Below are 25084 nucleotides of genomic sequence, written 5' to 3'. Positions count from 1 at the left end.
CTCCTTTCTCCGTTTCTATCTGATGTACGCAGATAGGCTGTTTTGGTGTAGCGTTTCGGTATCATTTTTAAGGTTTTTTCCCTCTGTATGCCCCTTTGGAAAGTGCGGCAGTATTGCAGTCAGGGGATAATACCTCACGCTTTTTTGTCGCTTCCCGGTACGGTTTCGGAGCCTTTTGCCATCCATTCAAAGAAAGCAATTTTGCTGACCTTGATAAGCCTGCCCCTGCGGAACGCCGGAAAGCCGGGGGTGTGTACCAGCTCATAGGCGCTCGCTCTTGAAATTTCCATAATCCGCTGGATGTCCGCTACATCCAGAACCAGCGGTAAATCCTCGTAGCTGTTCAATCTCTTTTTATTGTTCATTCTGTTCCTCCCATAAATCAAATAGGTTAAAATGCTTCCTGCTGCCGTTCTCCCCCAAAGCCGTTTTCCTGCCCCATTCCTGCGGTGTTTCCCTGCATTGGTGCGCCGGATGCGTCACTTCTCCTGCCGGTCATATCCCTTTTGGACGGTCATTCACTTGTCAAGGTACTGTGTGGTACGAAATTACCAACTGCAATCATCATAGCGGACTATCCTTGACAAAACAATGCTTCTGAGATACCATGAGTGTAATGGATATAACTAAATTATATAATTACCATAAGAAAAGGCAGGGGATAGGGATGGAGAATCAGTTTATACGGCATGAGCCATGTTTTGAGAGGATTTTGTTTGTCCTGACGCTGGACAGGAAGAAAATGAAAGAGCGGATTTTGATTGGGGAAGAACAGCAGATCCGCTTCCGTCTGAACGGGAGCCAAAACACAGAGGTGCTTTGTGATATGACACGCCCGCTGGGAACTTTTTTGATAAACTTTGAGCGTGACACGGACAGAGATTGGAACTTATACGGGCTTTCTCCGCTGCGGCAAGCCCTCCACTCCAACAGATGGAAACAGCCGGAGCTGGAGCAGGCGGCAAGCGAATTTCTCTGGGGAAAATATCTTAGCAACGACCCTCTGAAAATGTATGCAGCGTTCCGTATCTGGAACAGCTATCTGCTTGCTAGAGAACCCCGTGACCGCAACGCTGCCTGTGACCGCTTCATGGATAAAATGAGCAGACTGACCGGGGTATTCCAAAACGAAACCATGAGCTTTGACAGGGAGACAGGAAAACCGAAACATTTTCAAGCTGGCAGCCTTTATTTCAAAGGCGCACCATCAGAAGATACCCGGCTTGACCTCTGGTTCCCGGACAACCGGCGCACAGAAGAATGTGTGTCTGCCTATGCGTCCCTCTACCCGTTGATTACCTATTATCTGAACAGACTGAATGACTGGGGGCTTTGCTTCCGGCAGTGCAAGGTCTGTGGGAAATATTTTCTGGCAAAGAGCCAGCGGTATGAGCTGTGCAGCGACAAGTGCCGCAAAGCACAGGCGCTTCAAAACAAGCGGGAATTTGACGAGAGGGCAAGAGAAAATAACTATGACCTGCTTTATAAAAATGAATGCCAGAACTGGCGCAACAAGATCAACAAGGCGAAGAAAACAGCGGGCTTCCCGTCTGACCGACTGGAAGAAATGCTGACCGCCTTTGAAGTGTTCAAAAAAGAAGCACTGCAACGGAAAAAGGCTGTAAAAACGGGAACAGCCAGCCCGAAAGAATTTACGGACTGGCTGTATCAGCAGAGCAATATGATTGTAAAATGGTTTAATTATAATGTGTGAAAACTGTTGACATATTAACCCGGCATCATGCGTCAGCAGTTCTCTGGATGATGAGATGCATTCAACTATAGATTGTACTTTCCTAACCGAATCTTGACATAATGAATGGTATCAGATGACATTGTATTTTCGAAGCAACTTTTCAATACTGATGTATTGTCGCAATACCCCGGAGGAGGGGCTACGCTTTTTTTAGCTGGTGTAGATCATGGGACTTATGAAACAGTAAGATTGACACGGCGGTATCCTCCCATATGCCGCCCCTCTGATCGCACGAGCATCGTCGCAAAAACAAAAAGAAACGGCGGCTCAATCAAAGCCACCGCTTCACAGGCGCGTGAAAATCTCTCTGCTGTACGACGGCTTTTTTCTTTTGCCGTCGTGCGGCAGTTTGCGTTTCAATATGAATTTTGGTATAGTGCCGACGTGATGTAATCAAGCCTTTTTCGGCTTATCTGTTTTTGCCTTTTTGGGCTTCATTCCCCAGAACACAACGTTCATCACGATTACGATCAGCACAACCACGGCCATGGATACCCAAAAGCCTATATTAAGACCCAGCCATTCGGTTGTTCCCAAAAGAGTCATCCAAATTTCTTTCCAGTTCATCATCACACCTCCTTAGAGCAGTTCGCCATAGTGACGGACATAGGCTTTTTTCAAACTGGTCGCCAACACCATATACAGCAGGATGCAGGGGATCAGATACGCAAAATACACTGCTGGCAGAGCGACAAAACCAAGTGCAGTTCCAAAAACTGTAAAAGGGATCACGGTCAGGATCGCAATACCGGTCATGGTAAGCAGCGTCACCGGAGCAGATGCGCGGCTCTGGATAAAGGGCAACTTCGGAGTACGGATCATGTGAATGACCAGCGTCTGGCTCCACATGGATTCCACGAACCATCCAGCCTGGAACATCCCGATATACTGCGCCTGCATGGCCGCAAGCTCCGCTCCGCTGTAATGAGCGGCCAGATCGTTGAACAGAACACCACCGGACACGAACATGGGGCAGAATACAAAATACATGAAAATGTAGGTTGTAAAGTCGAAGATGGAGCTGGTAGGTCCAATCCAAATCATAAAACTGCCTACACTGGAAGCATCCCATTTCCGGGGCGTGGCGATAAATTCCTCGTCTACGTTATCCCAGGGAATCGCGGTACAGGACAGATCGTAGATCAGGTTCAGAAAAATCAGATGCACGCTCATCATCGGCAGGAAGGGCAGCAGAGCGGAGGCCGCCAGCACCGAGAACATATTGCCGAAGTTGGAAGATGCGGTCATCTTGATATACTTGATCATGTTGGCATAGGTCTTACGGCCTTCAATAATACCCTGCTCCAAAACCATCAGGTCTTTTTCCAACAGGATAATGTCAGCCGATTCCTTTGCCACATCCACGGCGGTATCAACAGAAATACCAATATCAGCGGCCTTCATCGCCGCAGCGTCATTGATTCCGTCGCCCATAAAACCAACGGTATGGCCATTTTCACGGAGGATAGAAACCACACGGGCTTTCTGATCGGGTGTCAGCTTTGCAAATACATCGGTGGATTCTGCTGCTCGTGCCAGCTCCGCGTCGCTCATATTTTCCAGATCAGAGCCAAGGAGCATATTGCGAACCTTCAGCCCCACCTGCTTGCAGATGGTGCGGGTCACCTTGTCATTGTCGCCGGTCAGGATTTTCGTAGTAACGCCATGATCTTTCAGTGCCTTGATGGCATCTGCGGTGGACTCCTTCGGGGGATCAAGGAAGGCGAGATACCCGATCAGCACCATATCACACTCGTCCTTCACGCCGAACGCACCCACCGGGGACGGATTGCTTTTCTGCGCAATCGCCAGCACACGGAAGCCCTTGTCGTTGAGATCATCCACTGTTTTGAGAATCCGGCTGCGAACCTCATCGGTCAGCGGTTCCACGCCGTCATCACACTCTGCGAAGTTGCAGACGGAAAGCATTTCTTCCACAGCGCCCTTTGTCACCATCTGGGTCTTGCCCTGCTTATCCTGAACTACCGTGGTCAGACGGCGTCGGGTAAAGTCAAAGGGAATCTCGTCCACCTTTACATAATTTTCGGACAGATCGAGCAAACGAGAATCTGCCGCTTCTTCTTCCTCTGTCTTATTGATGATCGCCAGATCCATCAGGTTCTTGTAGCCGGTCTGGAAGTAGCTGTTGAGGTAGGCGTGGCGCAGTACGCGCGTGTCGTCCTCCCCGTTTACGTTGAGGTGATATTCCAGCACGACCTTATCCTGCGTCAGCGTTCCGGTCTTGTCGGTGCAAAGGATGTCTATGGCGCCGAAGTTCTGGATGGAATTCAGGTTCTTGACGATGGTCTGCTTTTTGCTCATGGAGACGGCGCCCTTGGCAAGGCAGGTGGTCACAATCATGGGCAGCATCTCCGGGGTAAGTCCCACGGCAATGGAGATGCCGAACAGGAATGCCTCCAGCCAGTCGCCTTTTGTAATGCCGTTGATGAAGAAAACCAGCGGGACCATGACCAGCATGAAGCGGATCAGCACCCAGGAGACGGCGTTGACGCCCTTGGTAAAGCTGGTTTCAACCGCTTCTCCGGCCACTGCGGATGCCATAGAACCAAACAGCGTATTATCACCGACACAAACAACGACCGCTGTTGCACTGCCGGAGACAACATTGCTGCCCATAAAGGCGATGTTTGTATAATCGGTTATGCTGTCTTTGGCCGCGCTGACATTAGGCGTTTTTTCAATGGGCTCGCTTTCTCCAGTCAAACTTGCCTGACTGACAAACAAATCTTTTGCATCCAGAATTCGAACATCAGCCGGAATCATATCCCCGGCGGATAGATGCACAATATCGCCCACCACCAAATCATCCATAGGTATTTCAGCTTTTTCCTGCTCTCTGCGGGTGACCGTACAGGTGGTCGTGATCATGGCCAGCAGTTTTTCCGCCGCATTGCCGCTGCGGGATTCCTGCACAAAACGAAGCGTTCCGGAAATAAACACCATTGTGAGAATGATGACCACCGTCAGACAGTCAAAATCCTCCGGCGTGCTGCCAAACAGGGACAAATACGGGAAAACCATGTCTGTTATGGTGGATACCACCGCCAGGCAGAACAGGATGGCGGTAAAGGGATTGATGAATGCACCGGCTAGCCGCTTAGCCAGAGATTTCTTTTTTTCGTGTGTTACTTTGTTGCTGCCGTATTTGGTGCGGCTTACAGATACAGCCTCTGAATCAAGACCACGAAGTGTGGTATGCAGATTTTTCAGGACTTCCTTGATAGGATTGGTCGCCGCAAACTGTATGCGGCGATTCTGCTCGTCGCGGATGACTGCCTTTTCAGTTGCCTGACGAACGGCTATGCGATTTTCTTTTTTGTTCATTGGTCTTACCTCCTTGATTTTGTTGAGGCAAGCAGGGTCACATGAGGGACACGAAACTCCACGTCCCCAAGTGCTGCTCTATGCCTTCGCGGACTACTGTCAGAGTCCATGCCATTCACCTCACTGTTTTATGGAATATCTATCTGAAACCGCATTGCGGATTATTTTTTGCGATATCGATTACTTTTTCCGATATACCAGACGTCAAAGCCAGCAATCATCAGCCATGCGATCATGGCGGCCACAAACCAGTGGTCTGCAAATCCAGACCACAATCCCTTCATCAGGAAAATGATGCCATTAAGCGCAATGACTTCTCCGATATTGCGGCAAAGCGGGACAATTTTAATTTTCTCTTTTTCTTCCTGCGGCATATTTTTCCACGCAGATAAATGAATGTGTCCTTTCCCACAGGCAAACACAAATCCCGCTATGGTGAAAAGAACTCCAAAAAAGATGCAGGTGTAATCCATGGCTACTCACTCCTTTCGGTGATTGATTTCATTTCTTAGTTTCTTTAATTTCAGAAGTCTGATGAGTAACACCACTGTTGTAACTGCCAGAACAAGCCAAATGACAGCAGACACTTGATACCAAATCTGCAACATCAAAATTCTGTATTCGGAAAACATCCAGCCTAAACAGCCGCATATTATTGTGAACACGGCGTAAGGCGCAAGGAAAACTATCAGGCTATGATCTTTGATCTTCTTCACTCACAACACCTCCCAACCGGCGCTTATCACTTCTGGGATTGCCAATGCCTGTCCAACGATCCCCTCCAAAACATTGCTTTTTGGTTTTCCAGAAGAACAGTATTCAGCAACGATTTCAACCTTATCGCCAACAACATCGCCGCTTTCCAGATTATTCAGATACAGTGTTTTGCAGGAATTGCTATTAATCAGCAACAGACGGATTTCCTGCTCTGCATCTTCCTGACAAGTGACAGAAATGCGGTATTGCTTTTCTGATTCGTCCCCGGTAGTAATTGGATTCAGCTTTCTCGCAAGGGGGCGCAGAACCAAATTGGAGCCAATCAGAAGCCCGGCGGCGGTAATTGCCATTGCATACATTCCCGTGCTCGCAAGAATACCAATGGCAGCCGTGCACCAGAGGGTAGCTGCCGTATTCATTCCTCGCACCGAACCGCTGTCTTTGAAGATCACACCGCTGCACAAAAAGCCCACACCGGATATAATGCTGCTCCCGACACGGAACACCTGATCTGAGCCATAGAGCATGGGAAACAACGTGAAGAAACTGGTTCCCATGCAGATCAGAACGTTGATACGGATGCCTGCCGGATGTCCGGTGAGCTGCCGCTCCAATCCAATCAGAAAGCCAAGCGCCAGGGAGAGGGAAATTCTTAAAACAAAATCGGTGTAAATCACGCGAATCGCCTCCCTTCGACCACTTACAGAATACAAAAATCGCAAGGAGAATCACATGGCTAAAACCTTGCGATTTCCTTGCGATTTTGCAAGAATTTAGGCGGGCTGAGTTTGGCCCGCCTGTGTTACAGTTGGTCATTAAACTTGTATCCGATGCCCCAGATGGTCAGAATGTACTTCGGCGCGTCCGGGTCAGGCTCAATTTTCTTCCGTAGTTTTCGGATAAATGCCATGATGTTGCTGTCGTCCAAAAGGTAATCCTCAGACCACACCGCCCGGTAGATCTGTTCCTTGGTAAATACCTCCCCGCAGTTCTGAGCAAGGAAATACAGTATGTCAAACTCCTTTGGCGTCAGGCTGATCTCAGCGCCCCCCATGACGACCCTCCTGCTTTTGGGGCTGATTTCCAGTTCTCCAATCCGCATCCCGTCCGGCAGGACGAGTGCGGGAGCTTCCGCCTCGCCGGATGCGCTCAGCAGCAGGGAGGCCACCTCTCCGCTGAGCATATCCCGGATGCCGGAAAGCAGGTCTTCGGCGCAGTCACTTTTCGGCGGCTCTTTCATTAGCTTTTCCAGCAGCCACTCTTGAAGGACAGAATCCATTGGGATAAAACCGATATTCTTTTTCACGATGGATTCCTCCTTTCAAATCAACTCATGATACTTCTTCTGATAGAAGGTTTTGACTACCGTAGTCAGCAGCATATACAACAGCGCTACAATCAGCAGAAACACGAAATACCAAAGCGGCAATTTCGTCAGGCCGAACAACGACGCACCCTTAGTAAAGGTAATCGCGGTAAAGGCGATGATTCCCGCAAGGGTAATACAAATAACCGGCGCAGACGGCCTGCTCTGCACAAAGGGTATCCTGCGGGTCCGCAGAAAATGCAGAATCAGCACCTGCGTCCACATGGATTCCAAAAACCATCCAGTCTGGAAAAGAGACACATACTGAAGCCGCTGGGCGGGATCGGTAAGGTTCAGATAGGTCGCTCCTCCGCACAGCATAGGACACAGGAAGTAATACAGAAACAGGAATGTCACTATGTCGAACAGGGAACTGATCGGTCCAAAGGACAGCATAAACCGCCCCAGCGTTCTGCCCGACCAGTCCCTCGGAGACACGGTCTCTTCTTCATCCACATTGTCCCAGGGCAGAATGATGCACAAAACATCGTACAGCAGGTTCAGCAGCAATATCTGTACGGAAGTCATAGGCAAAAAGGGCAAGAAGGCGCTGGCGCAGACAATGGAGAGGATGTTGCCGAAGTTGGAACTGGCGGTAATTTTAATGTATTTGAGCATATTGGTAAAGGTTTTTCGCCCTTCTAAAATGCCCTGTTCCAGCACGCCAAGATCCTTTTGAAGCAGTACCACGTCCGCCGCGTCTTTTGCTGCATCTACCGCCGTATCCACCGAGATGCCCACATTGGCCTCGCATAGTGCCGGGATATCATTGATTCCGTCGCCCAAGAAACCCACCGTATGCCCATTTTGACCCAGGGTGGAAACCAGACGGACCTTTTGACCCGGTGTAAGCTCCGCAAAAACATGAATTTTTTCAACCGCAGCGCTAAGTTCGCTGTCTGTCATTTTATCCAGATTGGCGCCGGTCAGCACGGCTTCGGAAGAAATCCCCACCCGGCGGCATACAGAGACCGCTACGTCCGCCTGATCCCCCGTCAGAATTTTGGGAGTCACCTTCAGCCTTTTGAGCGCCGCCACGGACGCCTTTGCGGTTTTCTTTGGGGCGTCGAAGAACGCCAGATACCCCACCAAGATCATGTCCGCTTCATCGGCGGGGGTGATTTGGTTCTGCTGCCCCACATTTTTCCGAGCCACGGCGATGACCTTCATGCCGTCCTGCAACATTTCGTCTACCACGGAAGCGACGCTTTCCGCACCGTCCTCCATGGACAGAACCTCACCACGGTACGAAACATAGCCGCAGCGGGCAACAATGTGGGCAATGTCGCCCTTCATAATAAGCTGATTTTCCCCGTTTGGGTCGGTCACGAGGGTGCTGACCACCTTGCGGGCATAGTCAAAGGGAATCTCGTCTGTTTTTTGATACTGCGTGAGCAAATCAGCGTAATGCGTCTCACGTCCCGGCATAGTCTGACAGGCAAGAATCGCGTTATCAATTGGATTGCGTACGCCGGAATGGTAGAAGCTGTTTAAGAAAGCCAAATCCAGCACCTCGCTGCTTTCGTTGCCGAGCACGTCCATGTAATATTCCAGCAGGATGCTTTCATTGGTCAGCGTTCCAGTTTTGTCCATGCAAAGCACATCCATGCTGCCAAAACCCTGAATGGCATTGATGTCTTTGATGATGGTCTGCTTGCGACTCATGGTAAGACTGCCCCTTGCAAGGCAAGCGGTAATAACCATAGGCAGCATCTCCGGCATCAGTCCTACAGCCACCGACAGCGCAAAAGCAAAGGATTCCAGCCATTTCCCACCTGTGATACCGAGAAGCGCGAATACAATGGGAATCAGCACCGCAATAAAGCGGAGCATGACCCAGGCGATGGAATTGGCACCCTTTTGAAAGGATTTTTTATCATCAGAATCAGGTTTTGCAAAGCTGCCGTAGAGCGTGTCCTTTCCGACCGCCAGCACAATACCCTCGCCTTTACCGCTGATGACTGTTGTTGCCATAAAAGCAAGGTTTTCAAGCTGGGTCAGCGTTTCCAAGCTGCTGTAACTGAGGGCGCAGCAGTTCTTTTCCAAAATGGCGCTTTCGCCCGTTATGGCTGCCTGTGAGACGAACAGGTCGGTGACTTCTGTCAGCCGGATATCCGCCGGAACACGGTCACCCGCAGAGAGCAGAACAATATCCCCCACCACCAATTCTTCCGCATATATTTCTATGAGTTCTCCTTCTCGCTTTACAGTGATACTTTCATGAATCAGCCGGTCAAGCTGCTGCGCCGCGGTCTTTGCCCGGAGCTCCTGAATCAGACGGATCGCACCACTAATTAGGATCATGGAAAAGATAATGATGGCAGTAGTGGCATTTCTGGCGAAGTTGGAGACGAGAAAAACGTCCGTCACCAATGAAATAATACCCAGGATAAAGAGAATTATATTGAACGGATTGATAAAAGCCCGCCGCAACCGGCGTATTGTCGTATCATTTTTTCGCTCCGCGAAGCTGTTTGCACCATATTTTTCCCTCATCGCCTCGACCTGTTCATGAGACAGGCCATCCGGTGATGCTTCAATATCTTGATATATTTGTGACGCCTCACGGTAAGCGTATTTTTTGATACGACTGTCAAACAGTGTTGTTTTTGACACGGGACAGTCCCTCCTTTAGAAATACAGATAAAATTATTTTAACATTATCCTGTAAAAATGCCATGTTTATATTCTTGCTTTTTTCTTGCAAGTTACTTTGATGCAACATTTTTATCCCGCTCAAATTTGTTTCATCAGGGCAAAATAAAGTTGTATCAAAATTTTCAATTATCCTTTCGATATATCCTTTTTATCGGATCATATGAAATCAGCTTTTCACAGTATTTTAGATTTAGATACTATAATTTGCAAGTAATGTAAGCGCGGGTATAATATCTTTAATTATGGGAAACTCCCCACTCCCACTTGCTCACCGCCTTGTCCGACACATAGAGCCGGTCGGCCAGCTCCCTCTGGGTCATTCCCTTTTCCCGGCGCAGTTGGGCCACGAACGCTCCGAACCGGTCCTTGTCGATCTCATGCATATGGGTCCCTCCCTTGTTCCCCATCCTACCCCGCAAGGGCGGCCTCCGTCAACCGACCAGCGGTAGAGTCATTGGGGCGCAAGTGTCTGCGCTCAAAATATGACCCTATCCGGATGTCCGACACTGGTCCAGATAAGCCACCGCCTTTTTCAGATCGGACATGACCGTTTCCGCCACCTCCACCGTATCGACGCCGGGATACAGCTCATACCAGTGGTCATAGCCTCTGGTCAGATGGCCAATCCGCCGCGAGCAGGGAGCAGCGCCTCTCGTGAGATCCCTTGCTGCCCAGCGTTCCCTCCCACTGTGCGCAGCCGCACCCCAGCCGATGTTTACCGTAAAAATTGTTTCCTGGGTCGGATCCAGCCGCGTCCAGTTCCTCTGGAACTGGATGCACTCCATATAGGCACCCCCCTCCCACAGCCGGTAGAAATTGCCCTTCGATTTATGAAATCCCGACGGCGCCAGCAGTCCCTGGGCCGCCTGCAGCACCTTCACATACTCCGCCTTTGGGTCATAGTCCAGATAAGCCTTGTCCCGCACCAACGGTATGACATGGAAAGGGCTCTTCAGGGCATTCCGTGCTGCCGCTTCCAGGACAGAGCGGCGCTCCGGCATCTCCCTGGGCTGAAATCCAAAAGCATCATCCAGCCAGGCGCAGGCCTGGGTACGTTCCTCAAAGTGCACCGCCTCCAGTTCCAGGGCTCCGCGCCGCCAGCGCTTCACCAGTCCCTGGAAAAACTGCTCCGTTTGCTCCCCCGTCATGCTGCTCCCATCGGGCGCCACCCGCACCCAGGCCCGTGCCCCACGGTCCGGCGAGTAGAAGCGATAGCAGACGACACCCTGTTCGTCCTCGCTGACAAGCACCGTATCCCGGTTGAAATCCCGTGCAAACCGCTCCGTCTCCCACCACAGCCTCTCTCCATTGCCGGATGGCAACTCCGTGCTCCAGAGGGTCATCCAGACAGGGTGGTTCCCCACATCATAATAGGTGACCAGATACCCCTGGGGCTCGGGCTCCTTCCAGGCCCATATCCTTGCCCCCGGCGCAATCCGCTTGAAATGATAGCAGGCGACCATGGAAAAGCGGCGCATACTCTTTTCCGCCAAACCGTCATAGACGCCGTGCAGCGACTTCTGACTGGCTACCTCCAGCCGCAGAGCCCTCTCCATCTTTCCTTCCTCCATTCACTCCAGCCCCATCCCGTCCATGGCGTGGCGCATGTGGATGGCCATGGCGTGCTCCGCCCCGGCTCCATCCCGGCGCCGGAAAAATTCCAGCAGCAGGGCATGGTCCCGCAGGGTATCCGCTGCCAGCCGTTCCTGCTGCTCCCCCGCCTCCACCGCCGTGGCCACCGCCTGGTGGATCAGCGGCAGCAGCCGCAGCATGTACTCGTTATGGGTGGCCCGCACAATGGCTGTGTGGAACTCCCGGTCGGCCGCGGTCCGGTCCCGCCCCGCCCGGATACAGTCCTCCACCTCCGCCCCACGGGCCAGGATCTCCTCCAGCTCGGTCTCCGTGGCCCGGCGGCAGGCCAGCCGGGCAGCCTGGGGCTCCACGATGCCCCGCAGCTCAAACAGGTCCCGAAGCTGCCCCTTCACCCGGTCCAGTCGGTCAAAGCCGAACGGGTCCGTCGCCCCCGCCTGTTCCGACACGAAGGTCCCCTTGCCCCGGCGCACCTCCAGCACCCCCTGGGTGGTCAGGGCCCGGAGGGCCTCCCGCAGGGTCGCCCGGCTCACCCCCAGACGCCGGGAGAGCTCCACCTCGTTCGGCAGCTTTTCCCCCGGCGCCATACGCCGCTCCACCGCGATCTGGGTATACAGCCGCTCCGCCGTTCGCTGAGAAAGGCTCTTTTTTTCCATATCCATCACCTCGTCGGTCTTGACATCTTCCCCCCTATCCTATACTATATAGTCAGACAATGCAAGCATAGTCTTACAACTTGTTTCACATACAGAAGGAGGTCATCCCATGCGCAGCGACAACGTGACCCGGGGCGTGGAGCGCGCCCCCAACCGCTCCCTCTTTTACGCCCTGGGCTACACCAAGGAGGAGCTGGAGCGCCCCCTCATCGGCGTGGTCTGCTCCTACAATGAGATCGTCCCCGGCCACATGAATCTGGACAAAATCGCCGAGGCGGTCAAGGCCGGCATCCGGTGTGCCGGAGGCACGCCGGTGGAGTTCCCCGCCATCGCCGTGTGCGACGGCATCGCTATGGGCCACATCGGCATGAAGTATTCCCTGGTCACCCGGGATCTCATCGCTGACTCCACCGAGGCCATGGCCCTGGCCCACCAGTTTGACGGCCTGGTGATGATCCCCAACTGCGACAAAAACGTACCCGGCCTGCTTATGGCCGCCGCCCGGCTGAACATCCCCGCCATCTTCTGTTCCGGCGGGCCCATGCTGGCCGGCCGGCTCCAGGACGGCCGCCGCTCCTGCCTGAGCCACATGTTTGAGGCGGTGGGCGCCTACAAGGCCGGCAAGCTGGACGAGGCGGGGGTGGAGGACTATGAGAACAACGCCTGTCCCACCTGCGGCTCCTGCTCCGGCATGTATACCGCCAACTCCATGAACTGCCTTACCGAGGGCATCGGCATGGCCCTGCGGGGCAACGGCACCATCCCCGCCGTCTACTCCGCCCGGCTGCGGCTGGCCAAGCACACCGGCATGCAGATCATGGAGCTGGTGGAGCGGAACATCCGCCCCCGGGACATCATGACCGAGGCCGCCTTCCACAACGTCGAGACCCTGGATATGGCCCTGGGCTGCTCCACCAACTCCATGCTCCACCTACCGGCCATCGCCCACGAGTGCGGCATCGAGCTGAGCCTGGCGTTCGCCAACGACATCTCCCGCCGCACCCCCAACCTGTGTCACCTGGCCCCCGCCGGCGACACCTTCATGGAGGACCTGGACCGGGCGGGCGGCGTATACGCCGTTATGAAGGAGCTGACCAAGAAGGGACTGCTGGATACCTCCGGTATCACCGCCACCGGCCGGACGGTGGCGGAAAATCTGGAGGGCGTGGAAAATCTGGACCATGACATCATCCGCCCCATCGAGAACCCCTACTCCCCCTATGGCGGCATCGCCGTGCTCAAGGGCTCCCTGGCCCCCGAGGGCTGTGTGGTCAAGCAGTCCGCCGTGGCCGCGGAGATGATGGTCCATACCGGCCCGGCCCGGGTGTTCGACTCCGAGGACGAGGCCATCGCCGCCATCTACGCCGGGAAAATCGTCTCCGGCGATGTGGTGGTCATCCGCTATGAGGGCCCCAAGGGCGGGCCCGGCATGCGGGAGATGCTCAATCCCACCTCGGCCATCGCCGGCATGGGGCTGGACAAGGAGGTGGCCCTCATCACCGACGGCCGCTTCTCCGGGGCCACCCGGGGAGCCTCCATCGGCCACATCTCTCCCGAGGCCGCCCTGGGCGGACCCATCGCCTACGTGGAGGAGGGCGACGCCATCGCCATCGACATCCCCAACTGCAAGATCGAACTGCTGGTGGACGAGACCACGCTGGCCGCCCGCAAGGCCAAGTGGGTCTGTCCGGAGCCCAAAGTCAAGACCGGATACCTGGCCCGGTACGCCAAGCTGGTCACCTCCGCCGCCCGGGGCGCGGTGCTGGAATAGTCGTCTTTTCTCGACCGGATCTGAAATGCCTCCGCTGGGACGAGCCTTTTGGCTCGTCCCAGCGGAGTTTTTGATTGACATATATCGAATATTGATATATGATAACTATACCGATATTCGATATAATTGGGGGAGGTGCGCGCCGTGGCCCGGAAAAAGCTGGACACCCTGACCGAGCCGATGTACTATGTCCTGCTCTCCCTGGTGGAGGAGCGCCACGGCTACGGCGTCATGCAATATGCCTCCCAGCTCACAGGCGGGCGGGTGGCCATCGGGGCGGGGACCCTGTACGCTCTGCTGGACCGCTTTGAGCGGGACGGTCTCATCATCCGCACCCGCCTGGAGGACAACCGGAAGTATTACCGGCTCACGGCGGACGGCCGCAAGGTGCTGGAGGAGGAATTCGACCGGCTCCGCCGCCAGGTGGCGGACGGAGAGTGCGTGCTGAAAGGAGGAAGAATGCCGTGAAGGAGTCCACCTGCTGGAGACTGTTTTCCTATCTTGCAATCGACTATAAGGCCGCCCAGGCCGAGCTGGACCGCATGGCGGCGGAGGGCTGGGCGCTGGAGCGGGTCCATTCCGGCGTTCTGGCCCGGTTCCGGCGGACGGACCGCACCGATCTGCGCTACTTTCTGGACTGGACCGACGCCACGAAGCCGGAGGAGCACGATTACCTCCAGCTCTGCACCGAGGCGGGCTGGGAGCTGGTGGAGACCGTGGGGTATCTGAACATCTATGCCTCCCGGCCCGGAACGGACCCCCTCCCCATTCAGACCGATCCGGCCCTGGAGTACCAGCGCTACCGGAAGAAGGTGCTGCGGCGGATGCTCCTGGCCGATCTCCCCCTCCTGATCCCGCTGCTTCTCATCCTCCTGCTGGCCGTCGTGTCCTGGAAGCGGCTGCCTTCCATTCCCGCACGGCTTCCCCTGATACTCACCCAGAGCAATCTGGCCTCCGCCATTCTGCTGACCTCTCCGCTTCCGCTGTCCCTGCTTCTCCTCCAACTGATCTGGTCGGGGAGACACTTTCGCTGCTGGAAACAGGCGGCAGGGGCCGGCGAGGCGCTCCCGGTCCCCGAGGCCACGGCCGCCCGGCGGCGGGGGCGGCTGTCTCTGGTGTCCGCCGTCTACAGCACGCTCCTCCTCCCCCTCCTGACGGCGGACGTCCTCCTCAACGATACCAATATCTACGCCTTTGCCGGTATGCTGCTGGGCGGTATCTGCCTGATGGTCCGGCATCCGGATGACAAACGCATCCTCCAGCGATCGCTTCTCTGGTGCGGCCTGGCGCTGTTTTTGATCCTCTGCGGCTGGGCCCACGGCCCTCTGCGGGACGCCTTTCCCGGCCGTATTCCGCCCCCTCCCGTGCTGGAGGGCGGAGAGCCTGAGGTAATGCATGGAGATCAGCCGACTCGCTCGGACACCTTTCTGGGCAGCCGGGCCGAGTGGAGTGAGTCGTTTCTCATTCGAACCAGGGGCTCCACCCGCTATTACACTTCCGTCTATTTTACCGTTCACACCTGGGTCTCTCCCTTTCTGGCCGACCGGGACAGGACGTCAGAGCGGGCAGAGGGCGTCCCGGTGGAGGGCTGCGAGGCCGTCTGGCGGGTGAGCTCCCACTCCGACCGCTGGCACACATATCTATGCCGACGCGGAAACACCTGGCTCACCTTGGAATTCACCGATGACTTTACGTCCGACCCTCTCCCCGCCGCGCTGGCCTGGCTGGAGGGCTGGACCGATGAAACGACATAGATAAGGAGGGCTGACCATGGGCGGCGCCTGGGGCTTTTTCCCCTATGAGGCCATGGACTACAAGGCGGCCCAAGCCTGTCTGGACCGCCGGGCGGCGGCGGGCTGGGTGCTAAAAAAGGTACATCTGAACGTTCTGGCCCGGTTCGAGCCTTGCGAGGGCCGCAGCCACTTTGTGGACCTGGACCTCCGCCGGACGCTGGACGAGACCGACCCGGACTACCTCCAGCTCTGCGCCGACGCGGGTTGGGAAAAGGTGCAGTCCCTGCGGGGAATGCTGCTGTTCCGCTCCCGGCCGGGGACCCATCCCGCCCCCATCCAGAGCGATCCGGGGATGGAATGGGAGCGGTTCTGGAAACAATACGTGCTGAAAAACCTGCTGGTCTCGGGGGGCGTGCTGCTGGCGGCCGTGCTGTGGCTGGTTCTCCTCGCCGCCGCCCTGCCCAGCAGCGGCTCCGCCCTGGCCCCGGGCGTGGCCTCCAACGGGTCGCTGCTGTATGGGCTGATGCTGGTGCTGATGGTCCTCCAGCTCCTGTGGCGCGGGGCGGCCACCCTGGCCTACTTTCGGGCCTGCCGCAAAACCGGCGGCCTGGCGGTCCCCGGACGGGGCGCCGCGCTTCGGGGCGGACTGGCGCTGGCGGTCAGCGTCCTGCTGATCTGCGCCGGGGGGCTCTGCATTGCCGAGAGTCTGGGCCTGAATCAGACCGTGGATCTGGCCTGGACCAGCTTCTATCCGGAGTACACCGCCACGGTGGAGGCCTGCCGGACCTATCCGGTGGTGATGGGAGAGGACCTGGGGCTGGACAGCATCGGGTCCGACAGCCGCTATCTGGACGGCCGCCGCTCCGTGCTGGCGGACTACCTGGACTACAGCGAAATCGTAGACGGCCCGGCGGGCAGCGCCCACATCCTGACCATGGAGCGCTATGACTGTGTCTTTTCCTGGCTGGCCCGCTGGACGGCGGAGGTCCGCGTGAAGGAGACCGCCCGGGGAGCCTTCCTCTGGGGCAGCCTCCAGTGGACCGAGGCCCCGGAGCTGGGGTTTGACCAGTGCTGGACTGCCGGGGACGGCGCCTATCTGCTGCTGCGGCAGGGCCGGGTGACCGCCTTGGTGGGCTGCACCGGGCTGGACTTGACTTCCCCGGAGATTCTGGATATGCTATGGATAAGACTGAAGCTGGAGGGAACCTGAATGGCTTGTGTTCTTTTTGTCAACGCCTGTGTGCGGGGGGAAAAGTCCCGTACACAACAGCTAGCCCGACGCTTTTTGGAGGTCTATGCCGCCAAACACCCGGGGGATATGATTACCGAACGCAATTTATGCCGGGAGCGATTACAGCCCCAGTATCCCGAGGTCCTGGCGGAGCGTGACGCGCTTTGGAACGCCGGGCGGCTGGACCAGCCCATGTTTGACGCGGCCCGCCAGTTCGCCGCGGCGGACAAGATCGTGGTAGCCGCCCCCTTCTGGGACCTGAGCTACCCCGCCGTTCTGAAGATTTATTTGGAGCGCATCTCGGTCACCGACATTACCTTCGGCTATGACGACCGGGGCGCCATGGTGGGGCTGTGCAGGGCGGATAAGCTGCTGTATGTCACCACCCGGGGCGGGAACTTCTCCCTGCCGGAGACGGCGTGGATGGAGTCGGGGGCCCGGCACATCCAGGCTCTGTGCGCCATGTACGGCATCCCGGACTTCCGGCTCCTGTGCGCCGAGGGACTGGACGACGTACGCAACGACAAGGAGGCTCTTCTGACCGCCGCCCTGGAGCGGGCGGCCGCGCTGGCGGAGGACTTCTGATGCGAAAGCGGATCTTGCTCCTCACCACCGGGGGGACCATCGCCTCCACCCCCACTGCGGAGGGGCTGGCCCCCGGCATGGACGGCCAGGACCTGGCCCGCCGCCTCCCCTTCCTCACCGACCGCTATACCGTCACCGTCCGGGACATCCTCCATCTGGACTCCTCCAACATCCAGCCGGAGGAATGGCAGGTCATCGCCCGGCATGTGTTTGAATCCAAAGCGGACTATGACGGCATCATAATCACACACGGGACGGACACGATGGCCTATACCGCCTCGGTGCTGTCCTTCATGCTACAGGACATTCGCATCCCGGTGGTCCTCACCGGGGCCCAGCTCCCCATCGACCACCCCCTCACCGACGCGCTGGAGAACCTGCGGCTGGCCTTTGCCATGGCGGCCACCGGCCAGGCGGGAGTCTTTCTGGCCTTCGACCGACGGGTGCTGCTGGGCTGTCGGGCGGTCAAGACCCGGACCAAGGACTTCAACGCCTTTGAGAGCGTCAACTGGCCCCCGGTGGGGATGGTGGACGCGGAGGGGCTCCACCTGGACGCCGCCGCCCTGCCGCCGGAGCCCACCGCGCCCTGCGCGCTGCGGGATTCCCTGTGCAAGGACGTGTTTCTCATCAAGCTGACCCCGGGGCTCAACCCCGAGATCTTCGACATGCTCCTCCAGATGCACTACCGGGGCGTGGTCATTGAGGCCTTTGGGGCGGGCGGGCTCCACTTCATCCGCCGGGACCTGATCGCCAAGCTCCACAAGGCTGCTCAGGCAGGGATGACGGTGGTGGTGTGCTCGCAGTGCCTGTACGAGAGCAGCGACTTCACCCTCTATCAGGCGGGACAGAAGGCCCTGGCCCAGGGGGTCATCCAGGGCTACGACATGACCACTGAGGCCGCCGTCACCAAGCTCATGTGGGTGCTGGGCCAGACGGGGGAGCAGGAGGCCATCCGCGCATATTTCTCCCGCAGCCTGGCGGGTGAGCTGGCTGAAAGGCCCGAATAAGACGCGAAGGGGCGGATTCAATCCGCCCCTTCGCGTTCTTCCCTCAAATTCTCCAGCGCTACGCGCGTGGCCTCGATGACGAAGGCTGAGAAGGTCACCTCCGTGCCGCGGATCGCCTGCTCTACCTGCTCGATCACCTCATTGGGAAACCGGATGGATTTTGATGTGCTCTGTGGAACCGCCGGCAGCTTAAACTTTTTCATTTCATCACCATGTATTACATTTTGTCATTTACAACGTAATGCAATCCATGGTATAAATAAGCAAGACATTTTGTATTGCGGATGTGATGTTATGAAGTGGCTCCGAATCGTTCTGGCTGAACGGTTGCGCAAGGGAACGCTCACCATTGAAATTCCCGGGCTGGACATGCAGGAGCTTCTTTTCTAGCGCACAGAAAAAGGGCGCTGCAGCCGGTGCAGCGCCCTTTTTACATCTCTCTCCGGCCCTCCAGGGCCCGCATGAGGGTGGCGTCGTCGGCGTATTCCAGGTGGCCCCCCACCGGCACGCCGTAAGCCAGCCGGGTCACCCGCACCCCAAAGGGCTTCAACAGGCGGGACAGATACATGGCGGTGGCCTCCCCCTCCGTATCCGGGTTGGTGGCCATGATGACCTCCCGCACCTCTCCGCCGGACACCCGCTCCATCAGTTCCTTGATGTGCAGGTCGTCGGGCCCCACATGGTTCATGGGGGAGATGACCCCGTGGAGCACATGGTAGCGCCCGCCATACTCCCGGGCCCGCTCCAGAGCCACCACGTCCTTGGGATCGGCCACCACGCACACCACCCCGCCGTCCCGTTTCTCGTTCCGGCAGATGGCGCAGGGCCCCTCCCCCTCGGTCAGGTTCTGGCACACGGGACACAGGGAGATGGACCGTTTCGCCGCCACGATGGCGTCGGCGAAGGCCCGGGCATCCTCCTCCGGCTGGGACAGCACGAAAAAGGCCAGCCGCTGGGCGCTTTTGTGTCCAATGCCGGGCAGGCGGGCAAACTGCTCGGTGAGCCGCTCCAGGGCAGGCGGAAAATACTGCATCAGGGATTTCCTCCAAACGTCGTGGGATTTTTACCCTCTCAGGGCGGCGATAGCGGCGGCAGGGTCATCTGCGCCGTATATGGCGGAGCCCGCCACCAGCACGTTGGCGCCGGCGTCGATGACCTGCCGTGCAGTCTGGGCGTTGATGCCGCCGTCCACCTCCAGGTCGCAGCCGGGCCGATACTGCTCGATGTAACGCCGAACAGCCGCAATCTTGGGGAGCTGGTCAGCCATAAACTTCTGCCCGCCGAAGCCGGGCTCCACCGTCATCACCAGCACCAGATCCACTCCCAGCTCCAGATAGGGCAGCACCGCCTCGGCGGCGGTGATGGGCCGCAGGGCCACCGCCTTTTTTACCACGCACTGGTCCATCGCATGGAGGGCCTCCTTAAGAAAAGGAGGCATGTCGGCCTCCAGGTGGACCGAGAGCAGGTCAGCCCCCGCCCTGGCGAAGGCCTCCACATACCGGCCCGGCTTCTCCACCATCAGGTGGACGTCCAGGAACAGGTCGGTGTGCTTGCGGATGGACTCCACCACCGGCACGCCGATGGTGATGTTGGGCACGAACATGCCGTCCATCACGTCCACGTGGAGCCAGTCGGCGGAGGACACCCGCCGGATATCCCGCTCCAGGTTGCAGAAATCCGCGGATAAAATGGAGGGAGCAATTTTAAGCATCTTTTCATCTCTCCTTAAGGTCATCCTCACGGAATTGCCGTATGATACCAGGTAAGGGTCCGCGGCCGGTCCGCCGCCGGGCACCCCCGGCTCCCCCGCGGCATAGGATACAGCAAGCGGCGGGGCCGCGGCAAAAGAGGAGGCGCGCCTCTCCGGCGCCGCGGCATGGCCACGGTCGGCCTGCGGTCTCCCCCTTGGACACCCGGTTCTCCCGAATCCTGCCGGTATCCGGCGTTCGGACGGTCCCGCCGCTTTTCAGATAGCTGTCCCCTGGGCTCGCCCGGGGGACAGCAGCAGGTCCGGAATGGGACAGGCCCGGTCAGTCATACAGGTTGCCGGGCATGACCTCTTTGGCGTCATAGCCCGCATTTTGGAGGGCGTCCATGATCTCGGCCTTGTGGCTCATGCCGAAGGCCTCCAGAGTAACCCGGAGCTCCACGCCCGCCTGCCGGTTGATGTTGACGAATTGGTTGTGCTCCAGCTTGATGATGTTACCGTTGAGGCCCGCCACCAGCTCGGCCACCCGGACCAGCTCACCGGGCCGGTCGGGGAGCTGCACCGAGAAGGTGAACACCCTCCCCCGGCGGACCAGGCCGTGCTGCACCAGCGAGGCCACGGTGATGACGTCCATGTTGCCCCCCGAGAGGATGGGCACCACGTTTTTCCCCTTGCAGCCCAAATGCTTCAGGGCGGCGATGGTCAGCAGCCCGGCATTCTCCACGATCATCTTGTGCTTTTCCATCATATCCAGGAAGGCGTCCACCAACTCCCCGTCGTCCAAGGTGAGGATGCCGTCCAGATTCTGCTGGATGTAGGGGAAGATCTTGTCCCCGGGCGTCTTGACCGCCACGCCGTCGGCGATGGTGTCCACGCCGGGCAGCGTGACGATGTGGCCCGCCTCCAGGCTGGCGCTTATGGAGGCAGCCCCGGTGGGCTCCACCCCGATGACCTTTACGTTGGGGTTGAGCAGCTTGGCCAGGGTGGACACGCCGGCGGCCAGTCCGCCGCCGCCGACGGGCACCAGGATGATGTCTACGTCGGGCAGGTCGGAGAAGATCTCATAGGCGATGGTGCCCTGGCCGGTGGCCAGCACCGGGTCGTTGAAGGGGTGGACATAGGTGTAGCCCTCCGTCTCGGAGAGCTGGGCGGCCAGCTCGGCGGCGTCGTCGAAGGTGGCCCCCCGGAGCACCACGTTGGCCCCGTAGTCCTTGGTGTTGTTCACCTTCACCAGCGGAGTGGTGGTGGGCATCACCACCGTGGCGCTCACCCCGGCGTGCTGGGCGGCGTAGGCCACTCCCTGGGCGTGGTTTCCGGCGGAGGCGGTGACCAGCCCCCGGTCCTTCTCCTCCTGGGTGAGGGTGCTGATCTTGTAGTAGGCTCCCCGGATCTTATAGGCTCCCGTAACCTGCAGGTTCTCCGGCTTGATGTATACGTGATTCTCTGTCGTCTTGGAAAAAGCGGTGGAGTGGACCAGCGGTGTGGGCCGGATCACGCCGGACAGGACACTGCGGGCCGCCTTGAAATCTTCTAACTGCATCATGGACAACGTCTCCCTTACTCTCTGGCCAAAGCTTCGATATTCCTTATATCATAATGATTTTTCCCTCCCGTGTCAATGGTGTGGGATTGACACCACCCCACAGGAAGGGTACAATATTTTTGTATTTTATTTGAGGAGGCAGTTATGGCGCACATCGTAAAAAAGTCCCCCTGGCCGGTCTATGCCGTGGGGCTGGTCTGGCTGGTCTTCGGACTGTTCCTGCCCCTGTATAAGCTCATCCACTTCCTTGCGGCCGCCGGACTGTCCATCGCCGCTTATCTGGTGGTTCAAAAGCTCTGCCCGGACAAAACCTTCACCGTCCCGGACCCCGAGCCGGAGCGCGAGCCCGCCACGACCGGCAGCCCCGAGCTGGACGAACTGATCCGGCAGCGGGACCTGGCCCTGTCCGAGATGCATCGGCTCAACGACAGCATCGAGGACCCCAAGATCTCGGCCCAGATCGACCACATGGAGGCCGTCACCGCCAAAATCATTGCCCACGTGGTGGAGCACCCCCGGAAGCTGCCCCAGATCCGCAAGTTTCTGAACTACTACCTGCCCACCACGCTGAAGCTCCTCAACGCCTATGACCGCATGGACGCTGCAGGAATCTCAGGCGCCAATATCGACGGCACCATGGGCAAAATTGAGACTATGATGGACACCGTCGCCACCGCCTTCGACCGGCAGTTGGACGCGCTTTTCGGCGACGAGGCCCTGGACATCTCCACCGACATCACCGTAATGGAAAACATGCTGGCCCGGGAGGGGCTGGCGGGAGAATCGCTCCGCGCGGAGCAGCAATAAATCGAAACGACGATATGAGAAAGGATGCGCCGACATGACTGACAATACCGACTTCACCCCCGAGCTGACCCTCACCCCCGACACCGCCGCCGCTGCTCAGGCTCCCCAGGCCCCCAACCTGACCCTGGAGCCCACCCTCACCGCCGAGGACGCTGCCGCCGCCCAGAAGGCTCGGGACGAGCACGCCGTCAAGCTGGACGAGAGCCAGCTCACCGACGCCGAGCGGAAGATGGTCAACGACTTCTCCGAGAAGATCGACATCACTGACTCCAACATGGTCCTTCAGTACGGCGCCGCCGCCCAGAAGAACATCGCCTCCTTCTCGGAAAACACCCTCAATTCGGTGCGGACCAAGGATCTGGGCGAGGTGGGCGACGCTTTGGCCGGCCTGGTGGGTGAGCTGCAGAACTTTGGTCAGGAGGAGAAGAAGGGGGTCTTCGGCTTCTTCCAGAAGAAGAAAAACGACCTCAACGCCATGAAGGCCCAGTACGCCAAGGCCGAGACCAACGTAAACAAGATCGTGGAGGTGCTGGAGAATCACCAGGTCACCCTGATGAAGGACGTGGCCATGCTGGACCAGATGTATGAGCTCAACACCAAGTACTACAAAGAGCTGACCATGTATATCCTGGCCGGCAAGAAGAAGCTGGAAAAGACCCGCTCGGTGGAGCTGGAGGAGCTGCGCCGGAAGGCCGCCGCCAGCGGCAGCCAGGAGGACGCCCAGGCCTATAACGATCTGGCCAATCTGTGCTCCCGGTTTGAAAAGAAGCTCCACGACCTGGAGCTGACCCGGATGATCTCCATCCAGATGGGCCCCCAGACCCGGCTCATCCAGAACAACGACGCTTTGATGCTGGAGAAGATCCAGTCCTCTCTGGTGAATACCATCCCCCTGTGGAAGAGCCAGATGGTCCTCTCCCTGGGTCTGGAGCACTCTCGGCAGGCCACCGCTGCCCAGAGCGCCGTCACCAACATGACCAACGAGCTGCTGCAGAAGAACGCCGACATGCTGAAGATGGGCACCATCGAGACCGCTAAGGAGGCCGAGCGCAGCGTGGTGGACATCCAGACCCTGCAGCACACCAATCAGCAGCTCATCTCCACCCTGGACGAGGTCATGAAGATCCAGCAGGAGGGCGCCCAGAAGCGCAGGGAGGCCGAGCTGGAGCTGGGCCGCATCGAGGGTGAGCTCAAGCAGAAGCTCCTGGAGCTGAGGGGGTAAGCCATGGCCTTTCTGAAGTCCCGCCGGGGGGCCGTGGTGGTGACGGTGCTGGTCATCCTGTTCAGCGTCGTCTTCGGCGCCCACCGCTCCCTGACCAGTCTGCGCAGCGACGCCCTGGAGGTCTTTGAAACCGGGGCCTACGGCGACGGACATTCCGTCAAAGGGGACCTGGAGGCCCGCCGGGCCACCTGCGCCAACCTCTACACCGTAGCCAGCCGCTACCTCCCCGCCGACAACGCCAACCTCACCGACCTGAAGTCCAATCTGGACGCCCTGTCCGCCGACGTCACCGACCCCTTCGCCCAGGCCGATCTGGCCGTGGTGGCCGAGCTGGTCCTGAACACTCTGGCGGACGAGGCGCTCTCCGAGCAGGACGCCAAATATGTCTCCGGCTTCACCGCCGAGCTCCAGTCCCGGACCCTGAGCATCGCCAAGGACCCCTACAACGCCCAGGCTCTGGACTTTAACAACCACGTTTTGGGGACCTTCCCGGCCAACCTGCTGCGGCACGTGGCCTTCGTATCCCCCCTGCCTACCTACCGATGAAAGGAGCTGCCCTTGAAAAACCATAGAAACATCCTGCCCCGTCTGGCGGCGGCCCTTCTGTGCGGTCTTTTGCTTCTCTCCCCCGCCGCCTTGGCGGTGGTGGAGCCCACCTCCGTGTTTTATGTGGCCGACTATGCCGATGTCCTCTCCAGCGACACTGAGAACTACATCGTCCAGCAGAACGAGGCCCTGTGGGAGGCCACTGGCGCCCAGCTAGTGGTGGTGACGGTGGATTTTCTGGACGGCATGTACTCTGATGAATACGCCGCCGAGATCTTTCATTCCTGGGGCATCGGAGATGCCGACGCCAACAACGGCTTCCTGCTCCTGCTCTCCCCCGGGGAGGGCAAGGGCTGGGCTATGGTGGGCCGCGGGCTGGAGGACAGCCTCACCGCCTCCAAGCTGGACGGATGGCTCAACGACTATTTCTGGGATGATTTCGACGCGGGAAACTACGACGCCGCCGTCATCGCCCTGTTCGATCAGGTGCACGCCTGGTATGAAACCTATTACGCCGCCGATCTGAGCGGAGGCACCACCTCCGGCGGGACGGCCGCAGCCCCCAACGGCGGGCAAAGCTCCGTCCCCGCCCCCGGTTATGACGCCGCCTACAGCCGCGGCGGCGGATTCTTTGGGCTGGGCTCGGTCTTCTTCCTGCTGGTCGTCATCCTGTTTATCGCCATGATCCTGGACAGTATGCGCTACAGCCGCTACCGGCGGCGCTATCTGCTGCCCGGGATGCCCCCTCCCCCCTATGTTTACCGGCCCCTTTTCTGGGGCCGGCCCCACCGCCACCGTCCGCCCCCTCCCCCCCGTCCCCCCAGGGGGCCGGGCGGGCCCGGC

General features: G+C 58.0%; 27 protein-coding genes. 12 read left to right on the top strand and 15 right to left on the bottom strand.

The window, feature by feature from the left end; translation table 11 throughout:
• Positions 1–134: 134 nt before the first annotated feature.
• Positions 135–365 (bottom strand): helix-turn-helix domain-containing protein, encoded by a 231-nt coding sequence (locus tag BN2154_RS04220; protein WP_050617642.1) that lies wholly within the window; start codon positions 363–365, stop codon positions 135–137.
• 302 nt (positions 366–667) lie between these two features.
• Here BN2154_RS04220 and BN2154_RS04215 point away from each other — a divergent pair, with 302 nt between their 5' ends.
• Complete coding sequence (locus BN2154_RS04215) at positions 668–1714, top strand: DUF6076 domain-containing protein (RefSeq protein WP_050617641.1); 1047 nt, start codon at positions 668–670, stop codon at positions 1712–1714.
• Between the two features lie 105 nt (positions 1715–1819).
• A complete protein-coding gene (locus BN2154_RS15990; protein WP_195892307.1) occupies positions 1820–2149 on the top strand; it encodes a hypothetical protein in 330 nt (109 codons plus the stop codon).
• On the opposite strand, the gene BN2154_RS04210 is transcribed toward BN2154_RS15990, so the two are convergent.
• The 10 genes from BN2154_RS04210 to BN2154_RS04165 all read right to left on the bottom strand — a co-directional run bounded on the left by BN2154_RS04210 (position 2150) and on the right by BN2154_RS04165 (position 12088).
• Complete coding sequence (locus BN2154_RS04210) at positions 2150–2323, bottom strand: hypothetical protein (RefSeq protein ID WP_195892306.1); 174 nt, start codon at positions 2321–2323, stop codon at positions 2150–2152. It abuts the gene before it with no gap.
• 12 nt (positions 2324–2335) lie between these two features.
• Positions 2336–5101: a magnesium-translocating P-type ATPase gene (gene mgtA / locus BN2154_RS04205; RefSeq protein WP_050617639.1), complete on the bottom strand. Its 2766-nt coding sequence runs from the start codon at positions 5099–5101 to the stop codon at positions 2336–2338.
• Between the two features lie 161 nt (positions 5102–5262).
• Positions 5263–5574, bottom strand: coding sequence for a DUF3784 domain-containing protein (locus BN2154_RS04200; RefSeq protein WP_050617638.1), 312 nt, complete (start codon positions 5572–5574; stop codon positions 5263–5265).
• 6 nt (positions 5575–5580) lie between these two features.
• On the bottom strand, positions 5581–5817 hold the full coding sequence (locus BN2154_RS04195; protein WP_050617637.1) for a hypothetical protein: 237 nt from the start codon (positions 5815–5817) through the stop codon (positions 5581–5583).
• On the bottom strand, positions 5818–6495 hold the full coding sequence (locus BN2154_RS04190) for an MgtC/SapB family protein (protein ID WP_050617636.1): 678 nt from the start codon (positions 6493–6495) through the stop codon (positions 5818–5820).
• A gap of 125 nt (positions 6496–6620) precedes the next feature.
• Positions 6621–7124: a winged helix-turn-helix domain-containing protein gene (locus BN2154_RS04185; RefSeq protein WP_050617635.1), complete on the bottom strand. Its 504-nt coding sequence runs from the start codon at positions 7122–7124 to the stop codon at positions 6621–6623.
• A 15-nt stretch (positions 7125–7139) separates the two neighbouring features.
• Positions 7140–9800, bottom strand: coding sequence for a magnesium-translocating P-type ATPase (gene mgtA, locus BN2154_RS04180; RefSeq protein WP_050617634.1), 2661 nt, complete (start codon positions 9798–9800; stop codon positions 7140–7142).
• 278 nt (positions 9801–10078) lie between these two features.
• Positions 10079–10225 (bottom strand): helix-turn-helix domain-containing protein, encoded by a 147-nt coding sequence (locus tag BN2154_RS04175; RefSeq protein WP_050617633.1) that lies wholly within the window; start codon positions 10223–10225, stop codon positions 10079–10081.
• Positions 10226–10330: 105 nt separating this feature from the next.
• Positions 10331–11398, bottom strand: coding sequence for a DUF4304 domain-containing protein (locus BN2154_RS04170; protein ID WP_050617632.1), 1068 nt, complete (start codon positions 11396–11398; stop codon positions 10331–10333).
• Between the two features lie 15 nt (positions 11399–11413).
• Entirely contained in the window at positions 11414–12088 is a 675-nt protein-coding gene (locus BN2154_RS04165; protein WP_094762540.1) for a FadR/GntR family transcriptional regulator, read from the bottom strand.
• Positions 12089–12197: 109 nt separating this feature from the next.
• On the opposite strand from BN2154_RS04165, the gene ilvD reads away from it, so the two are divergent.
• From ilvD to BN2154_RS04135, 6 genes are all read left to right on the top strand, one after another.
• Positions 12198–13859: a dihydroxy-acid dehydratase gene (ilvD, locus tag BN2154_RS04160; protein WP_050617630.1), complete on the top strand. Its 1662-nt coding sequence runs from the start codon at positions 12198–12200 to the stop codon at positions 13857–13859.
• Positions 13860–14003: 144 nt separating this feature from the next.
• Positions 14004–14327, top strand: a complete 324-nt coding sequence (locus tag BN2154_RS04155; protein WP_050617629.1) for a PadR family transcriptional regulator — start codon at positions 14004–14006, stop codon at positions 14325–14327.
• Positions 14324–15613 (top strand): DUF2812 domain-containing protein, encoded by a 1290-nt coding sequence (locus BN2154_RS04150; RefSeq protein ID WP_050617628.1) that lies wholly within the window; start codon positions 14324–14326, stop codon positions 15611–15613. Before BN2154_RS04155 ends, BN2154_RS04150 begins: the two co-directional genes overlap by 4 nt.
• Before the next feature lie 16 nt (positions 15614–15629).
• On the top strand, positions 15630–16802 hold the full coding sequence (locus BN2154_RS04145) for a DUF2812 domain-containing protein (RefSeq protein ID WP_050617627.1): 1173 nt from the start codon (positions 15630–15632) through the stop codon (positions 16800–16802).
• Complete coding sequence (locus BN2154_RS04140; RefSeq protein ID WP_050617626.1) at positions 16803–17408, top strand: NAD(P)H-dependent oxidoreductase; 606 nt, start codon at positions 16803–16805, stop codon at positions 17406–17408. It abuts the gene before it with no gap.
• Positions 17408–18415 (top strand): asparaginase, encoded by a 1008-nt coding sequence (locus tag BN2154_RS04135; RefSeq protein WP_050617625.1) that lies wholly within the window; start codon positions 17408–17410, stop codon positions 18413–18415. Before BN2154_RS04140 ends, BN2154_RS04135 begins: the two co-directional genes overlap by 1 nt.
• A gap of 17 nt (positions 18416–18432) precedes the next feature.
• Here BN2154_RS04135 and BN2154_RS04130 read toward each other — a convergent pair whose 3' ends face one another.
• The 4 genes from BN2154_RS04130 to ilvA form a co-directional block, all read right to left on the bottom strand.
• A complete protein-coding gene (locus BN2154_RS04130; protein ID WP_050617624.1) occupies positions 18433–18618 on the bottom strand; it encodes a YlcI/YnfO family protein in 186 nt (61 codons plus the stop codon).
• Between the two features lie 227 nt (positions 18619–18845).
• Positions 18846–19448 (bottom strand): recombination mediator RecR, encoded by a 603-nt coding sequence (recR, locus tag BN2154_RS04125; protein ID WP_050617623.1) that lies wholly within the window; start codon positions 19446–19448, stop codon positions 18846–18848.
• A 30-nt stretch (positions 19449–19478) separates the two neighbouring features.
• A complete protein-coding gene (gene rpe / locus BN2154_RS04120) occupies positions 19479–20126 on the bottom strand; it encodes a ribulose-phosphate 3-epimerase (protein ID WP_050617622.1) in 648 nt (215 codons plus the stop codon).
• 319 nt (positions 20127–20445) lie between these two features.
• Positions 20446–21666, bottom strand: coding sequence for a threonine ammonia-lyase (ilvA, locus tag BN2154_RS04115; RefSeq protein WP_050617621.1), 1221 nt, complete (start codon positions 21664–21666; stop codon positions 20446–20448).
• A 144-nt stretch (positions 21667–21810) separates the two neighbouring features.
• Between ilvA and BN2154_RS04110 the strand changes: the two genes are divergently transcribed.
• The 4 genes from BN2154_RS04110 to BN2154_RS04095 form a co-directional block, all read left to right on the top strand.
• Positions 21811–22473 carry a 5-bromo-4-chloroindolyl phosphate hydrolysis family protein gene (locus BN2154_RS04110; protein ID WP_050617620.1) on the top strand — a complete coding sequence of 221 codons (663 nt, stop codon included), beginning with the start codon at positions 21811–21813 and terminating at the stop codon, positions 22471–22473.
• A 34-nt stretch (positions 22474–22507) separates the two neighbouring features.
• Positions 22508–23695: a toxic anion resistance protein gene (locus BN2154_RS04105; protein WP_050617619.1), complete on the top strand. Its 1188-nt coding sequence runs from the start codon at positions 22508–22510 to the stop codon at positions 23693–23695.
• 3 nt (positions 23696–23698) lie between these two features.
• Positions 23699–24241 (top strand): hypothetical protein, encoded by a 543-nt coding sequence (locus BN2154_RS04100; RefSeq protein WP_050617618.1) that lies wholly within the window; start codon positions 23699–23701, stop codon positions 24239–24241.
• Positions 24242–24253: 12 nt separating this feature from the next.
• On the top strand, positions 24254–25084 hold an 831-nt coding region (locus tag BN2154_RS04095), incomplete at its 3' end, for a TPM domain-containing protein (protein ID WP_050617617.1).

Origin of the sequence: Intestinimonas massiliensis (ex Afouda et al. 2020), from assembly GCF_001244995.1 — a bacterium.
Classification (GTDB): Bacteria; Bacillota; Clostridia; order Oscillospirales; family Oscillospiraceae; genus Intestinimonas; species Intestinimonas massiliensis.
Note: the sequence above shows the minus strand (reverse complement) of the source record. Positions and strands in the feature narration are given on the sequence as shown.

Bases quoted from the DNA above. Each gene is read 5' to 3' on its own strand.
- BN2154_RS04220 (WP_050617642.1), bottom strand. From the start codon at position 365: ATGAACAATAAAAAGAGATTGAACAGCTACGAGGATTTACCGCTGGTT.
- BN2154_RS04215 (WP_050617641.1), top strand. From the start codon at position 668: ATGGAGAATCAGTTTATACGGCATGAGCCATGTTTTGAGAGGATTTTG.
- BN2154_RS15990 (WP_195892307.1), top strand. From the start codon at position 1,820: ATGGTATCAGATGACATTGTATTTTCGAAGCAACTTTTCAATACTGAT.
- BN2154_RS04210 (WP_195892306.1), bottom strand. From the start codon at position 2,323: ATGAACTGGAAAGAAATTTGGATGACTCTTTTGGGAACAACCGAATGG.
- mgtA (WP_050617639.1), bottom strand. From the start codon at position 5,101: ATGAACAAAAAAGAAAATCGCATAGCCGTTCGTCAGGCAACTGAAAAG.
- BN2154_RS04200 (WP_050617638.1), bottom strand. From the start codon at position 5,574: ATGGATTACACCTGCATCTTTTTTGGAGTTCTTTTCACCATAGCGGGA.
- BN2154_RS04175 (WP_050617633.1), bottom strand. From the start codon at position 10,225: ATGCATGAGATCGACAAGGACCGGTTCGGAGCGTTCGTGGCCCAACTG.
- BN2154_RS04170 (WP_050617632.1), bottom strand. From the start codon at position 11,398: ATGGAGAGGGCTCTGCGGCTGGAGGTAGCCAGTCAGAAGTCGCTGCAC.
- BN2154_RS04165 (WP_094762540.1), bottom strand. From the start codon at position 12,088: ATGGAAAAAAAGAGCCTTTCTCAGCGAACGGCGGAGCGGCTGTATACC.
- ilvD (WP_050617630.1), top strand. From the start codon at position 12,198: ATGCGCAGCGACAACGTGACCCGGGGCGTGGAGCGCGCCCCCAACCGC.
- BN2154_RS04145 (WP_050617627.1), top strand. From the start codon at position 15,630: ATGGGCGGCGCCTGGGGCTTTTTCCCCTATGAGGCCATGGACTACAAG.
- BN2154_RS04140 (WP_050617626.1), top strand. From the start codon at position 16,803: ATGGCTTGTGTTCTTTTTGTCAACGCCTGTGTGCGGGGGGAAAAGTCC.
- BN2154_RS04135 (WP_050617625.1), top strand. From the start codon at position 17,408: ATGCGAAAGCGGATCTTGCTCCTCACCACCGGGGGGACCATCGCCTCC.
- BN2154_RS04130 (WP_050617624.1), bottom strand. From the start codon at position 18,618: ATGAAAAAGTTTAAGCTGCCGGCGGTTCCACAGAGCACATCAAAATCC.
- recR (WP_050617623.1), bottom strand. From the start codon at position 19,448: ATGCAGTATTTTCCGCCTGCCCTGGAGCGGCTCACCGAGCAGTTTGCC.
- rpe (WP_050617622.1), bottom strand. From the start codon at position 20,126: ATGCTTAAAATTGCTCCCTCCATTTTATCCGCGGATTTCTGCAACCTG.
- ilvA (WP_050617621.1), bottom strand. From the start codon at position 21,666: ATGATGCAGTTAGAAGATTTCAAGGCGGCCCGCAGTGTCCTGTCCGGC.
- BN2154_RS04110 (WP_050617620.1), top strand. From the start codon at position 21,811: ATGGCGCACATCGTAAAAAAGTCCCCCTGGCCGGTCTATGCCGTGGGG.
- BN2154_RS04105 (WP_050617619.1), top strand. From the start codon at position 22,508: ATGACTGACAATACCGACTTCACCCCCGAGCTGACCCTCACCCCCGAC.
- BN2154_RS04100 (WP_050617618.1), top strand. From the start codon at position 23,699: ATGGCCTTTCTGAAGTCCCGCCGGGGGGCCGTGGTGGTGACGGTGCTG.